Annotated in this window: 10 protein-coding genes, 1 other RNA gene and 1 pseudogene; 7 read left to right on the plus strand and 5 right to left on the minus strand. The window is 58.6% G+C overall.

Translation table 11 applies throughout. From position 1 onward, the window contains the following. Positions 1 to 23 precede the first annotated feature (23 nt). Complete coding sequence (locus tag LN050_10605) at positions 24 to 1,379, minus strand: DEAD/DEAH box helicase (protein ID UFS56172.1); 1,356 nt, start codon at positions 1,377 to 1,379, stop codon at positions 24 to 26. Positions 1,380 to 1,463: 84 nt separating this feature from the next. Further along, positions 1,464 to 3,256: pseudogene (locus tag LN050_10610) on the minus strand (FAD-dependent oxidoreductase). Positions 3,257 to 3,323: 67 nt separating this feature from the next. Here LN050_10610 and rnpB point away from each other — a divergent pair. Next, positions 3,324 to 3,681, plus strand: an RNA gene (gene rnpB, locus LN050_10615) — RNase P RNA component class A. A 38-nt stretch (positions 3,682 to 3,719) separates the two neighbouring features. Here the strand turns inward: rnpB and LN050_10620 are convergent. Further along, on the minus strand, positions 3,720 to 5,336 hold the full coding sequence (locus tag LN050_10620) for an MBL fold metallo-hydrolase (protein ID UFS56173.1): 1,617 nt from the start codon (positions 5,334 to 5,336) through the stop codon (positions 3,720 to 3,722). A gap of 65 nt (positions 5,337 to 5,401) precedes the next feature. Here LN050_10620 and dapF point away from each other — a divergent pair, with 65 nt between their 5' ends. The 6 genes from dapF (at position 5,402) to dksA (ending at position 11,267) form a co-directional block, all read left to right on the plus strand. Further along, complete coding sequence (dapF, locus tag LN050_10625) at positions 5,402 to 6,301, plus strand: diaminopimelate epimerase (protein UFS56174.1); 900 nt, start codon at positions 5,402 to 5,404, stop codon at positions 6,299 to 6,301. Between the two features lie 36 nt (positions 6,302 to 6,337). Further along, a complete protein-coding gene (locus LN050_10630) occupies positions 6,338 to 7,039 on the plus strand; it encodes a DUF484 family protein (GenBank protein ID UFS56175.1) in 702 nt (233 codons plus the stop codon). Positions 7,040 to 7,059: 20 nt separating this feature from the next. Continuing rightward, complete coding sequence (locus LN050_10635) at positions 7,060 to 8,001, plus strand: tyrosine-type recombinase/integrase (protein ID UFS56176.1); 942 nt, start codon at positions 7,060 to 7,062, stop codon at positions 7,999 to 8,001. Positions 8,002 to 8,206: 205 nt separating this feature from the next. Next, the gene (locus LN050_10640) at positions 8,207 to 8,605 is read left to right on the plus strand and encodes a DsrE family protein (GenBank protein UFS57394.1); all 399 of its coding nucleotides are present in this window, start codon (positions 8,207 to 8,209) and stop codon (positions 8,603 to 8,605) included. Positions 8,606 to 8,829: 224 nt separating this feature from the next. Continuing rightward, positions 8,830 to 9,909 (plus strand): GTP-binding protein, encoded by a 1,080-nt coding sequence (locus LN050_10645; protein ID UFS56177.1) that lies wholly within the window; start codon positions 8,830 to 8,832, stop codon positions 9,907 to 9,909. A gap of 548 nt (positions 9,910 to 10,457) precedes the next feature. Then, positions 10,458 to 11,267: an RNA polymerase-binding protein DksA gene (gene dksA / locus LN050_10650; protein UFS57395.1), complete on the plus strand. Its 810-nt coding sequence runs from the start codon at positions 10,458 to 10,460 to the stop codon at positions 11,265 to 11,267. Positions 11,268 to 11,282: 15 nt separating this feature from the next. On the opposite strand, the gene LN050_10655 is transcribed toward dksA, so the two are convergent. Both LN050_10655 and LN050_10660 read right to left on the minus strand, forming a co-directional pair. Then, positions 11,283 to 11,972, minus strand: coding sequence for a response regulator transcription factor (locus LN050_10655; GenBank protein UFS56178.1), 690 nt, complete (start codon positions 11,970 to 11,972; stop codon positions 11,283 to 11,285). Then, on the minus strand, positions 11,969 to 13,852 hold the full coding sequence (locus LN050_10660; protein UFS56179.1) for an ATP-binding protein: 1,884 nt from the start codon (positions 13,850 to 13,852) through the stop codon (positions 11,969 to 11,971). Before LN050_10660 ends, LN050_10655 begins: the two co-directional genes overlap by 4 nt. Positions 13,853 to 14,303: the final 451 nt, after the last annotated feature.

Below are 14,303 nucleotides of genomic sequence, written 5' to 3' on the forward strand. Positions count from 1 at the left end.
AGGCAGGCCTTGGCATCAGTAGCTTAGGCTTTGTCGTTGGTATCAGCGTCAGCGCTGTTGGCGTGAGCGCTGGTGTTGCGGGTCTCGGCGCTGGCTTGCGCGCGTAGTTTGTCTTTTTTGCTGAGGCGTTTGCCTTTTACACCGCCGTTGGGGTCAAGCCCGCCAGTGACGTTGGAATGGCCACCTTCAGGCACAGGCACGGTGTCTGTGGTCTCAAACCCTGGTACCACCTCAACGGCAATGTTGAGTTGGCAGCGCTTTTGTATCAGCGCAAAGTGCGCCGCACCAGCAGGCGTGACAAAGCTGATGGCCTGCCCGGCCACCCCGGCCCGGCCTGTGCGGCCTATGCGGTGGGTGTAGTCGGTCGCGCCGCGCGGCAAGTCGTAGTTCAGCACCATGGGCAGCCCTGCAATGTCAATGCCGCGTGCGGCCAGGTCTGTGGTGACCAATACGTCCCATTGCCCAGCTTTGAACTCTGCCAAACGCGCACTGCGTTGCGCCTGCGTCAGCCCACCATGAAAGGCTGTGGCATACACTTTTTGGCCTTTGAAGTTGTTGTACAGCTTGTCGGCCACGTGCTCGGCGGTGTATTGGGTGCCCACAAACACCAAGACCTTTTTCCACTGTTGAGACGTCACCAGCTTCAACAGCAGCGCACCGCGACGTCGCTCGTCAACAGCCAACGCACGCTGGGTAATGGGCGGCGTGGGCACCACACCCTGTGCTGACTCAACGCGGGTAGGCGTCTTAAGCCACTGCTGGCTGAGCTGTTCCACCTCGTCATTCCAGGTGGCAGAAAACATCCAGGTTTGTGGGTGCTGGGCTGCTTGTGCAACCACGCCGTGCAGGCGCTGCAGCTCATCGCTAAAGCCGCTGTCAAGCAGGCGGTCAGCCTCGTCCAGCACCACGTGGCGCACATGGCCAAGGTCAATGCTGTTGTCGTCCAGCAGTTCTAGCAGCCTGCCAGGCGTGGCCACCAGCACAGACGCGCCGCCGCGTAAACCCAAGCGCTGTGCATTGATGGACGCGCCACCTACGGCTGTTGCCACACGCAGCGGCGTAGGGCCTTGGGCACGCGCGGCTTTTATGAGGTCTACCAGGCTGTGGCTCACCTGTTGCGCGAGCTCACGCGTGGGCACCACCACCAGGGCGTGCACCACAGGCCCAGTGCCTGCCAGTGCCACATGGTGCAAAGGCTGCAGCAACCCCAAGCTATAAGCCAGTGTTTTGCCAGAACCAGTGGGCGCAATGCCCACGCCGTCACCACCGGCCAACAGCGCCGGAATGGCACTGCTTTGCACGGGTGTGGCCTGCACAAACCCAAGTGTTGGCAGCACCAACCGCCACATGGGCTCTAAAGGCAATGATTCAAATGACATAAGTTAAGTTCTTAATAATTAGGGTCAGATCCCAATTAATTCGTTTCAAATAGGGTCTTGCAAGCAAACAATTAGGATCTGACCCTAATTGCTGGCCTGTTGTACGGCTTCGGCTAGCTTGATGCCGTCTACCGCTGCAGACAAGATGCCGCCTGCGTAGCCTGCGCCTTCGCCTCCGGGGAATAGGCCGGGTGTGCTGGGGCTTTGCAGCTTGTCGTCTCTGTCTATGCGCAGAGGCGAGGAGGTTCGGGTCTCAAGACCTGTCATGACGGCGTCGTCCATGTCAAAGCCTCGGATTTTTTTGCCAAACGCGGGTAGGGCTTCGCGCATGGCCGTGGTGGCAAAGCAGGGCAATACGTCGGCCAGGTTCACCAGCTTTACGCCTGGCTTGTAGCTGGGCTCAACAGTGCCTAGTGCCGTGCTGGGCCTATTGGCTAAAAAGTCGGCCACGCGCTGCGCGGGTGCGCAGTAGTCGGAGCCGCCGGCCACAAACGCCGAGCGTTCAAGCGCGCGTTGCAGCACGATGGCGCTCAGCGGGTGTGGTGCCGCAGGTGTTTGGGACAACACAGGGCTTGCGCCTGGCCCAACAGCTTTTCGCCCAGTGGATGGCCGAAGGCGCTGACCCAGGCGTCTTGTGTCATAGGCGTGTCTGCGGGTGTGATGTCAACCACCATACCCGCGTTGGCGTTGCGTTCGTTGCGCGAGTATTGGCTCATGCCGTTGGTGACCACGTGCCCAGTCTCCGATGTGGCGGCCACCACCGTGCCTCCGGGGCACATGCAAAAGCTGTACACCGCACGCCCGTTGCTGGCGTGGTGCACCAGTTTGTAGTCTGCCGCACCCAACAGCGGATGGCCTGCGTGTCTACCCCAACGCGCCGCGTCAATCACGCTTTGCGGGTGCTCGATGCGCACGCCTATAGACAGTGGCTTGGCCTGCATGGCCACACCCTGTAAGTGCAATGATGCAAACGTGTCACGTGCGCTGTGACCCAACGCCATCACCACGTGCCGGGTGGCCAGCTCGTAAGACGTATTTGTGTCCAGGTCGGTGGCTTGCAGGCCGCGCACCTGCTGGTGCTCATCCAGCACCAGCGCGTCAAAGCGTTGGGCAAAACGAATGTCACCGCCCAGCGCGGTGATGGTGGCGCGCATGTGCTCTACCACTTTGACCAGCTTAAACGTGCCAATGTGCGGATGCGCCTCAAACAAGATATCTGCAGGTGCACCAGCGGCTACAAATTCATCCAGCACCTTGCGTCCCAAATGGCGCGGGTCTTTGATTTGGCTGTACAACTTGCCGTCAGAAAACAAGCCTGCTCCGCCCTCGCCAAACTGCACGTTGCTACCGGGCTTGAGCTGGCCTTTGCGCCACAGCGCCCACGTGTCTTTGGTGCGTTGACGCACATTGTGTCCGCGCTCCAGCACAATGGGCTTCAAGCCCATTTGTGCCAATGCCAGGGCTGCAAACAGGCCGCAAGGCCCCAGGCCCACCACCACAGGCCTGGGCATGGACAAGCGCTGCGCAGACGATGCGGGCGCACGCCAAGTCATGTCTGGCGTGGCTTTAATGTGCGGGTGTTGTGCAAACTGCGCAAGAAGCGTTGCCTCCTGGTCGGGGTTGGCTAGCGCTATGTCAACGATGTACACCGCCAGCAAGTTGGCTTTGCGCGCATCAAAGCTGCGCTTGAATACCGTCAGTGAGGCCATGTCTTGTGTGGCTACACCAAGTGCCTTGCACGCCAGCGTCGTGAGCGCGTTTATGGGGTGTGCCACTGGCGCGCGGTCGGCGTCGGTCTCTGTGGGGGCGTTGGCTGCGCGCCTGCTGTCAACGGGCACGTCTTGCAAGCCGAGCTTGAGCTCAGATAAGCGAATCATGTGGTGGCTCCGGTAGGGGCTTGTGGTTATCAAGCAAAGGAAGCAAAACGGTTATTATCCTCTGCGTGAAGCCAGTTGGGTCGTCGCTGGTGCAAGTGCCGAAAGGCCGCACTGGAGGAACGTCCGGACTGCATAGGGCAGCGTAGGAGGTAACACCTCTGCACCGATCGCTTGAAAAAGTCTAAGGTGACGATTAGAGCAACAGAGACGAGCCGCTTAAGTGCGGGTGAAACGGGCAATCTCTACGCGCAGCAATACCAAATAGGCCAATGCGTGCAACTTCGGTTGCACAAGCTGTGTGCGCCGCAGCTTGTTGGCGGGTAGGTAGCACCGAGCCGCTTGGGTGACCAGCGGCCCAGATGAATGGCGACCAAGGTGGTGTCAAAACCACTTCACAAAATCCGGCGTATAGACTGGCTTCACACTTAACTATCTGCCAGCCATGGCCCTGTGGTCTCTCGCCCTAACGGCCCATCAAATGCTCGACATGTGCCCGCATTGACTGCTTGGCCAGCGGCCACACGGCAGGGGGCGTATCGTCATAGGCCAAGGCCACCCAGTCGTCTTCAGTGCCATTGGGCATGCGCGCCATGGCCGCGGCTACTTTGGCCTCGCGCTTTAACCGGTGCGCTTTGAGTTGTGCAATTTGCGCCCAAGCGTCACACAGCACATAGCCATGCGCAGGCAAGATAAACGCCGTCTCATCGACCAGCTCAGCCAACACATCAAGCGCGTGCAAGTAGTCGCCCATGTGCCCATCTGGCGGGCTGATGATGGTGGTGCTGCCGTTCAGAATGTGGTCGCCGCTAAACAACAGCCCATCTTCTTGAAGCCACAAGCACAAGTGGTTGGCGGTGTGGCCAGGGGTGTGCACCACTTGCAGGCTGTGTGTGTGCTGTGCGCCAGCGAGCACAACCACCTCGCCGTGTGCCAATACGCGCAGTGGCGCAAACACACTGTCTGGTCTTGAGTGAGGGCCGCTGGGCAAGCCGGCTATGTCGGGTGGGTTGGTGCACAGGGCTTGCAGCGGGGCTGCACCGGGTGCATGGTCTGGGTGCGAGTGGGTGCAAATGATGAGACGAATGTCACCGCCGCAGGCGTACAACAAGCGCTGCAAGTGCGCAGCGTCGTTAGGCCCTGGGTCTATCACCACGTAGCCAGTGTCTGGTGTGCCCACGATGTAGCTGTTGGTGCCAGGCCCTGTCATAAAGCCAGCGTTGGGTGCTGTCAATCGCTGCACGTTGTGCAGCAGCGCCACAGGCTTGTCGTGTTGCCAGGCCAACTCATGCACCATTTGACCGTGCGGACTTACCAATGCCAGTTCGCCAAATGGCTGCTCATGCTCCATGTACCTTGATTCTTTGCCGTGCATCAGGCCTGCACGCGGGCAGCTGGTAAACAGCGCCTGTTCGCTGGCACATGCCGCTATGAGCTCGTCTACCGTGGCATAGGCTTGCAGCTTGTCTAGCGTGCGAATGGTGGGAAAGATGATGAAGAAGTTACCTGCTTTGAATCGCTCCAAAGCATCGGCAGGGCGCACCCAAACCGGCTCAAACTGCTCTGACTCATCGGCCACTGGTGTTTGGTTGGGCGGCATACGTGCCACCAAAAACGGCACGTCAAAACGCTTTGCGAGGTCTCTGTCCGTAATCCAGCGGGCAAACATGTGCACTGCGTCGCCGCGCAGTTGCCAGCCCGCTGCAGCGGTTTGCGCGTAAAAGTCAGCGCTTCGGTCAAGCGCTGCCACATCTGCGCTGCTGGCCCATTGGCCTTTTGCGTTGGTGGCCAGCAGCACGCCCAGCTCTTCAAAGCTCTCACGCACCGCTGCCAGCGCGGCAGTTTGCAGCTCATGGTGTTGAGTGGGCCTGAATTGCGTGTTGGCTTGTGCTTGCCCGTCGGCCTCGTCTATGTGCCCGCCCGGAAACACGTAAGCCCCAGGCGCAAAGCTGGCCGTTGTCGAGCGGCGCGTCATCAGCACCTCCAGGCCTTGCTCGCCGTCTCGCACCAACATCACTGTGGCGGCAGGCTTGGCAACCGGTAGGTCGCGGGTGGGGTGTAGTTGCATTTGTAGACGTGGCATAGGCTGATTGTGCAACGCTTGGGCGCTGGTAGATTTGTCGCAGGTGACAGCCGATAATGTGCCTCATGCACATACAGTTCACCAAAATGCAAGGCGCGGGCAATGACTTTGTCGTGCTGGATGAAACCAAAGGCCTGCTGGGACTCAGCGCGGCCCAATACCGCTGGCTGGCCGACCGCCACTTTGGCGTGGGCGCAGATCAGATTTTGTCGGTACGTGCCCCCAGTTCCAGCGCAGTGGACTTCGACTACGTCATACACAACGCCGACGGCGGTGAGGTAGAGCACTGCGGCAACGGCGCGCGTTGCTTTGTGCGCTACGTGCGCAGCCACGGCCTGACCAACAAGTCCAGCATTCGCGTGCAAGTGGCCAAGGGCCAAATCGAGCTCAGCGAAAACGCCCAACAACAGGTGCGCGTAGACATGGGCTTGCCCAACTTCGAGCTGGATGAGATTCCGTTTGACGCTGCAAACCTGAGCCCGCAGCCGGTAGGACAGTGGCAGGCTTGGCATTTGGACGCCACCGAGCACGCGCCCAGTGCCGCGCATGCCAACATCGCGTGGCCAGCAGAAATGCAAGTGGGTGTGGTGTCTATGGGCAACCCGCACGCGGTGCAAGTGGTGGGCGACACCGAGCTGGCGCCCGTACATGCATGGGGCCCCTGGCTGGAGTCGCATCCACGCTTCCCACGCCGTGTGAACGTTGGGTTTATGCAAATTGTGGACCGCGCCCATATCAAGCTGCGCGTGTTTGAGCGCGGCGCAGGCGAGACGCTGGCCTGCGGTACAGGCGCTTGTGCTGCCGTCGTCGCCGGCATTCGCTGGGGCCTGCTGGACGCCAGTGTGCAAGTGACTACCCACGGCGGCGACTTGTACATAGAGTGGGGCGGCCTGGGCCAAGCCGTGTTCATGACAGGTCCGGCCAACACGGTGTTTGAAGGCACGGTAGACGTGCCGCACGACTGAACTCGGTGCGCCAAGCGTTAGACTTACCACCATATTTTGCTTGCCAGCCAACAGTGCACAACCCATGACCGACAACGCTTTACCCCCATTACCGAAGACGATATTGCTGAGTACCTCACCAATACGCCAGACTTCTTCGAGCGCCATGCCGAGGTGCTGTCCACAGTGCAGCTCACCAGCCCACACAGCCAACGCGCCATCAGTCTGCAGGAACGCCAAGCCGAAATGCTGCGCGGCAAAGTGCGCGACCTAGAGCTCAAAGCCGCCGAGATGATTCGCTATGGCAAGCACAACGTGGACATTGCCGACAAGCTGCAAGACTGGACAGTGGCCTTGCTCCAAGCGCGCGAAGCCGACGACTTGGTGCGCGTAGTGACCACCGATTTGGCCGCCATCTATGACATTCCACAAACTGCGCTGCGCTTGTGGGGTGTCGGCGCAGCCCACGCCAGTGCTGACTTTGCCGCACCCGTTGAGACTGCTGTCAAAGACTACGCCAACGATCTTGTGGAGGCCTACTGCGGCGTACGCCGCGACCTGCCGTTGCTGAACTGGCTGGCCGATGGCGACGCGGTGCAGTCTATGGCTGTGGTGCCATTGCGCCGTGGCGACCAGGTGTTTGGGCTGTTGGTGTTGGCCTCCGAGGTGGACACGCGATTCACTGCCGACATGGGCACCTTGTTTTTAGAGCGCATCAGCGCGCAGGCCAGTGCAGCGCTGAGCCGATTGTTGCCCTGAGCAATCGGGTCGTCCAGGCCATGCATCCGCACATTCAGGCCTATCTTGACCATGTGTGTTTTGAAAAACGACTAAGCCCACGCACGCACACGCTTTATCAAGAAGACTTGGCCGCGCTTGAGCGCATGCTGCAAGGCTTGGATGTGGCGTTGCTGCAAGTGCTGCCCGCGCACATTCGCCGTTTGGTGGCCAGCCTTAACAGTCAGGGGCGCAATGGCAAAGGCATTGCCCGCGTGCTGTCCAGCTGGCGCGGGTTTTACAAGTGGGCCGGCCAGCAAGGCTTGGTAACCGGCAACCCCGTGCAGGACGTGCGCGCGCCCAAAGCGGCCAAGCCCTTGCCCAAAGCACTCAATGTTGACGACGCCGTGCAGCTGGCCAACTTCTCGGATGACCAGTCGGACCCCGCGCTAAACGCCAGAGACCATGCCGCTGTTGAGTTGTTGTATGGCTGTGGCCTGCGTTTGAGCGAGTTATTGGGCTTAGACCTGCAGGCCAGCTCAAGCGCCAAAGGCTGGGTAGACATGCAAGCCGCAGAGGCGCACGTGTTGGGCAAAGGTGCCAAGTGGCGCAGCGTGCCCGTAGGCGGGCCAGCACTGACAGCCCTTCATGCCTGGTTGGCTGTTCGCCACACCTGGCTAAGGCCTGGTGCAAAAGGCCAAAGCCAGGCCGACCAGGTCGCCATATTCGTGAACCAGCGTGGCCAACGCTTAAGCCCCCAACAGCTCAGGCTGCGCCTGCGCCGCCGCGCCACTTTGGCCGGCACGCCCACCTCGGTGCACCCACACATGCTGCGCCACTCATTTGCCAGCCACGTGCTGCAGTCCAGTGGTGACTTGCGCGCCGTACAAGAGCTATTGGGTCACGCCAACATCAGCACCACTCAGGTCTATACCCGGCTGGACTTCCAGCACTTGGCCGCTGTTTATGACCAGGCACACCCCAAGGCTAAAAAGTCGTCTTAGGTGGCGTTTTCTTGCAATAGCAAGTAGCAAGTGGCAAAAGCATCCCTGCGAAAGCCGCCTCGCGGCAAATTGCAGTCATTGCCCAGCGCAAAAACGGGTAGCATCCAATAGTCGTTCAGCGCAACGCCAGCAGATGGTCTGCCCAGGCAGGTGCGCACAGGAGGAGGACACCGTGAAAAAATTGATTCAATCAACGCTATTGGCAATGGGTTTGGCTTTGGGCTTGGGTGCGACTGCGCATGCCGATGAGCCCGTTAAGGTGGTTTACCACCTAAGTGATGGCGTCGAGCAAGCCGCGCGTGCCATGCAAAACATCAAAAACCACCTGGCCGCAGACCCTAGCGCAAAAATTGTGGTGGTCGGTCATGGCAAGGGTATTGACTTTATGCTGCTGGACGCCCAAACGCCCAAAGGCGGCAAGTTTGAAGGCTTGGTCTCTGGCCTGGCCGCGCAAGGTGTGGAGTTTGCCGCTTGTAACAACACGTTGGTGGGTCGCAACATAGACGCCAGCGCGCTGTTGCTTGAGGTCAAAGTTGTGCCGTCAGGCGTGGCTGAAGTGGCGCGTTTGCAAGCCAAACAGGGTTACGTCTACATCAGGCCTTAAGCCGCAGTCCAACCACATTCAGGCCCTCAATGGATGCTGAACTCGATTCAGCACCCATTGAGAGGCTGCGAGGTGCGCCCCGCATGGGCACCTCTCAAATGCACTACACTTTGGGCCCCTGAACAGCCGGTTGTTGGTGTGCAGCGCTTTCTTGAGCAAGATCTTGCGCCGTACAAAGCTGGTCGTTCAGGCGCTCGCAGTTGCAGGTCCAAATAGAGGTTGTCATGTCGTTAATTCCCGCCACCATACTCACAGGTTTTTTGGGCTCTGGTAAGACCACATTGCTCAAGCGCGTGTTGTCTGAGGCGCATGGCCAAAAAATCGCGGTTATCGAGAACGAGTTTGGCGAAGAAAATATAGACAACGAGATTTTGGTGAGTGACACCACCGAAAACATCATTCAGATGAGCAACGGCTGCGTGTGTTGCACCATACGCGATGACTTGCGCACCACGTTGCAAGACCTGGCCGAAAAGCGTCGCAAGGGCGAGCTCGATTTCGAGCGCGTCATTATTGAAACCACCGGTTTGGCAGACCCCGGTCCCGTGGCGCAGACGTTTTTCATGGACGACGAGGTTGCCGAACAGTACTTGCTGGACGCGGTGGTGACCCTGGTAGATGCCAAACACGCCGCCCAGCAGTTCAACGACCGCCAGGAAGCCCGCCGCCAAGTGGGTTTTGCAGACCAGATTTTCATCAGCAAGGCAGACTTGGCCACCGGGCAAGAGGTGGATGCGCTAACCCACCGCCTCAAGCACATGAACCCACGCGCACCCGTGCGCACGGCCAACTTTGGCGACGTGAAGCTGAGTGAGGTGCTGGACCTGCGCGGCTTTAACCTCAACGCCAAGCTAGACATTGATCCAGACTTTTTAAAGGCTGACGACCACCACGCTCACAGCCATGGGCATGACCACGATCACAACCATGAGCACGGTGAGCACTGCAGCCACCCCTCGCACCAACACGACGGTGAGGGTGGCCATGGCCACCATCATCACCATGACGACGACGTTAAAAGCTTTGTATACCGATCACAGCGCGCGTTTGACCCTGCCAAGCTAGAAGACTTTTTGGGTGCTATCGTCAACATATACGGCCCGCGCATGCTGCGCTACAAAGGCGTGCTCAATATGCAGGGCACCAGCCGCAAGGTCATCTTCCAAGGGGTGCACCAGCTTATGGGCAGCGACTTGGGGCCGGAATGGGCTGAGGGCGAGCAGCGCGAAAGCAAAATGGTTTTTATTGGCATTGACTTACCCAAAGACATACTCATTCAAGGCCTAGACCAGTCGCTGATCTAGCCTCTTTAACCCCAGCATTGCTGACGCACTGTTAACTTGGGGTTAAGCCCAAATTTGAACTGTCAGAGAAACCGGGTATAACAACGCCTGCGTGATTTGAGCAGCCAACTGACGATAGGAGACAGACTGTGAAGCCTGGTAACAAGAAAACAGCTACAAAAACACCGGTAAAGGGCAAGGCCAGCGCGCCTGCTAAAAAGTCCGCCAAGCAGCCTGTAAAACCTGCCAAATCAGCCGTGGCGGTCAAAAAGCCAGTCGCCAAAAAAGCAGTTGCGCCTAAAGTGGTAGCCAAAAAAGCGGCGGCCAAGCCAGTAGCTAAGAAGGCGCCAGCCAAAAAGCCGGCAGCCAAGCCCGTTGCCAAGAAAGTGACAAAAGTGGCTGTGAAAGCACCCACAAAAGCACCTGCGAAGGCGTCTGCAAAAGCACCGGCAAAAACTACAGCCAAGCCCACAGCCAAAGCGGTGGCTAAAAAGCCAGCCGTCAAAGCGCCCGTAAAGGTATCTGCCAAGTCCGTCGCCAAGGTGCCGGCAAAAGCAGCTGCCAAGACCATGCCCAAAGCTGCCGCCAAAAAACCGGCCGCCAAGGCGCCGGCCAAGGCTGCGCCCAAGACCGCGGTTAAACCTGCAGCAAAACCTGCGGCCAAACCGGCCGCTAAAGCAACACCTGCCAAGCCTGCTGCCAAGGCCGAGGTGAAAGCGCCTGCGCCAGCGGCCAAAAAGCCCGGCAAGGTGATTACCAAAATGCCAGAGGGCAAGACTGGGCGCAAACGCCCCAGCAGCAAGCCCATTGCACCCAGCATGACCGAGGCTGAAATGGCTCCGTCGCATGACCCCGGTGCAGTTAAAGCCACATTTATTTCAGATCAAAAACCCGCCATGAACATGCCTTCCTACGTGCCAGTTAAAAAAGACCCCAAACGGGCTAACAACTGGAAGACCGTTGAGCTCGCCCAGCTCACAGACGCCGATATGCTTGCCATGCCCGAAGGCGAGTACATGAACAAGGTGCAAATGGCCTACTTCCGTGCCAAGCTGGTACAGCTCAAGCAGGACATCTTGGCCAACGCCGGTGAGACCACCGAGCACCTGCGCGAAGACACCGTTGTCGTGCCAGACCCCGCAGACCGCGCCACCATTGAAGAAGAGCACGCCCTGGAGCTGCGCACCCGTGACCGCGAGCGCAAGTTGCTCAAGAAAATCGAGCAGTCCATCATGCGCATTGATGCGGATGACTACGGCTTTTGCGACGAAACAGGTGAGGCCATTGGTGTGGGCCGCTTGCTGGCGCGCCCCACGGCCACCTTGTCCTTAGAGGCCCAACAACGCCGTGAGCTCAAGCAGAAAATGTTTGGTGACTGAACACCAAACGCTTTTTTACTTCACCACCGCTATCTCACCCACAAACTGATAGCCCTTTTGCCTGTGCGTAATCAGCACAGGCTCAGGGAAGTTGGCCGAGCGTATCTTGTCGCGCAAGCGGTTGATGAGCACGTCCAAGCGTCTACCCGTGTAGTCGTCGGGGTCGCCCCATATGGCCCGTTCAATGCGCAGGCGCTCACACAGCTGCTCTGGTGCTTGCGACAGCATGTGCAGCAAGTCAGTCTCCTGGCTGGTGAGCTCAAGCGTTTGCTGGCTGGGTGTTAGCAGTCTGCGTGTAGCGTTGTGCAAGGTCCATGTGGCACGCGCAGGGCGCATGCGCTGGGTGAGCCGATGCAGTTGTGCGGCCAGCTCAGCGGCCTCTACTGGCTTGCTGATGTACAAATCAGCGCCTGCCGCATAGCCGCGCATGCGGTCCTCGCCACTCACTCTGGCGCTGAGCATCACCAAACGTATATCGCCGTTGTGCTGCAGTTCCTGGGCCAGGTCGTTACCACTGCCGTCTGGTAGTCCTACATCCAGCACGGCCACGTCAAAGGCTTGTGCGTTCAGCAGGCTGCGCGCTTGCGCCAGTGTGTGAGCCACGGTTATGTCTATGCCTTCTTGAGACAAGTTAAAGGCGGTTTCTTCGGCCAAGTCGGGGTGGTCTTCGACCAACAACACGCGCGGCGGTATGGGTTTGTTCATGCTGCTTCAGCCTCAGCGCTGGGTATGCGCATCTCAAAAATATTGCGGTCTTCGGCGTATCGCACACTGGCCTCGCCTTGGTGGGCGCGTGCAATGGTGCGACTGGCCCACAAGCCCACGCCGCGCGTGCTGTCTCGCGTGCCAGAGCTAAAGCGTCCGAATATGGCCTGGTGTAAGTGGCTTGGTATGGGCTGGCCAGCACTGCTCACAGACAGCACGCAGTGGCCAACGTCTTGCACCACAGTCAGTTGCACGGCCTGGTCGGCATCACCATGTTCTAGTGCATTGCGCAACAAGTTGTCCAGCGCTAAGCGTATGAGCGCGGGGTCTGCCAGCAGGCTTGCGCTGCTGCCGTCCCATTGCACGCGGGCCTGGTCTTCAGGCGTCATGGCTGCAAAGATGTCACGAATGACGCTGGACGCTTGTATGCGTTGACGCTGTAATGCAGCGCTTTGCGTGTGCACCGAGTGCTGGTTGAGCATGGCCGTTACCAGCTGGTTCACACGCTGTGTGCTGACGCTGATTTTCGCCATGCGTGACAACACTTGTTCGTCGCTGCTAACGCGCTCAACGCTTTGCCGGCAGGCGTCTATGACTGACAAGGGTGTTTTAAGCTCGTGCGCCATCATGGTCACCCAGTCGGTTTGCGCAGCGTGCATCTCACCTTGCAGCACCATGCGTTGCGCACTCATGTGTGCGTGGTTCTGCGCCTGTTGCGCTTGCCATACCGTCTGCTTGTGTTCACCCACTACAAACGGAATAAGCATTAACAGGTACAACGCACTAGAGCTTTGTGCAATGTGGCTCAACACAGCTGGGTGTGCCAATTCAAGTCCAAACAAGTTGAGCACCAGTGGAATATGTAGCGCCACCAAACTGGCGTAAGGCACGACCAGCCAGGCGCTGACAGCGCGCAGCCGCCACACCACATGGGCTACCAAGCTTAGGGTGATCAACGGCAATATGGCACCTGTCAACACGTTGACCAGCAAGGCCTTGGCGTGCAGTGGCGTAAATGCCAGCAAGCCCAGCATCGCGCAAATGTAAGACACGCCACGCAGCACGCGGCCTGTTATGGGCATGTTGGTGCGCAGGTTCAGTACATACGCCGTTAGCCAAGCGTGGCTGCCCACATAAAAGCCTACGCAAGCACTCAGCAGTGAAGAGCCAAAAGGGTTTCTGAGCGCAGGCACCAAAGACCACCAGCCGTTTGATGCGCTGATATAAGCCATCACAACCAGGCTCACTATAGAAAACACCAGGTAAGTTTGCAGGCGCGTGTTAAGCCACAGTATCAGGGCGGCAACGGCAACAACAAAGCCAATGCCAGCCAGCGCACCTGTCACCAATGAGGCCGTGCGGCTGCTCATCATGGCTTGGCCGATGCTTTGTACCGATGGCTCTAGCAGCAGTGAGCTGGTAGACGCTACGCGCACATACACCTGTGCTTGCTGGTTGGGTTGCAGTGTGAGCAACATGTTGGGGCGCAAATCGGCCACTGCGCGCATGTCCCAGTCATGCGTATCCCCTTGTACAGACTGCAGCCACTGTTGGCCATTGATTTGCGCGGCTGGTGTTGGCTTGCCCAAGCTGGCGTTCAGCGTGCTGGGCCAAAAGAAATGCACGTCGTCCAAAAACGTGGGTCCCACACTGAGCAGCTGCTCTTGCGCCAAGGCTGATGTGTTGCGCAAGGTCAAGCGCAGCCACACGGCGGTGTCGCCGTAGCCGTTGGCCACCCAAAAGCGCTTGCTCGTAGCCCAGTCTGTGCGCGCTGCAACCTGGGCCAGACTGGCGTGCGTTGGCACGCCTTTCAGGGCTTCAAGCTGGGTGGTCACGCTGGCTGGTGCGGTCTCGCTTTGTGCCCAGGCATTGCCCAGCATGCAGCACAGCGCAAAAGCAACAAAAGTTGCAATTTGTCGTTTTAAATCAACAAGTTGCTGAATATTTGCCGTGAATTTTCTGTACATTGGCACAATGGGATTGGTTGTAATGCGTTCTGAAAGCCGCCGTGAAACGACCATTTATGATTTGTTTAAACAATCGGGCTTCGCGCTTGTACGCGAACCAGTTTGCCGACCATGTTCACCCCAACTCACTGCTTTTCGGCTTCAAACTGTTAACGCGTAGTGTAGGCGCGCTGGCGTACTCACCTCAAGTGCTTTAAACACATGGCCGCCAGAGCGTATACCGATGGTGCTTGCAATATGTATACACGCTTTGGCGCTCAGACTAGCGCAGCCTGACCCCACCACGTCTGCGCCCACATGCAGTGCAATTTTGAATTGCTTCAAAAGCATTCAAAAACCCTAACAACTCACTTCCATTGCAATT

This window comes from Comamonadaceae bacterium M7527 (assembly GCA_021044545.1).
Taxonomy (GTDB): Bacteria; Pseudomonadota; Gammaproteobacteria; order Burkholderiales; family Burkholderiaceae_C; genus RS62.

Bases quoted from the DNA above. Each gene is read 5' to 3' on its own strand.
- LN050_10620 (UFS56173.1), bottom strand. From the start codon at position 5,336: ATGCCACGTCTACAAATGCAACTACACCCCACCCGCGACCTACCGGTT.
- LN050_10635 (UFS56176.1), top strand. From the start codon at position 7,060: ATGCATCCGCACATTCAGGCCTATCTTGACCATGTGTGTTTTGAAAAA.
- LN050_10640 (UFS57394.1), top strand. From the start codon at position 8,207: ATGGGTTTGGCTTTGGGCTTGGGTGCGACTGCGCATGCCGATGAGCCC.
- LN050_10645 (UFS56177.1), top strand. From the start codon at position 8,830: ATGTCGTTAATTCCCGCCACCATACTCACAGGTTTTTTGGGCTCTGGT.
- dapF (UFS56174.1), top strand. From the start codon at position 5,402: ATGCACATACAGTTCACCAAAATGCAAGGCGCGGGCAATGACTTTGTC.
- dksA (UFS57395.1), top strand. From the start codon at position 10,458: ATGCCCAAAGCTGCCGCCAAAAAACCGGCCGCCAAGGCGCCGGCCAAG.
- LN050_10655 (UFS56178.1), bottom strand. From the start codon at position 11,972: ATGAACAAACCCATACCGCCGCGCGTGTTGTTGGTCGAAGACCACCCC.
- LN050_10660 (UFS56179.1), bottom strand. From the start codon at position 13,852: ATGCTGGGCAATGCCTGGGCACAAAGCGAGACCGCACCAGCCAGCGTG.
- LN050_10605 (UFS56172.1), bottom strand. From the start codon at position 1,379: ATGTCATTTGAATCATTGCCTTTAGAGCCCATGTGGCGGTTGGTGCTG.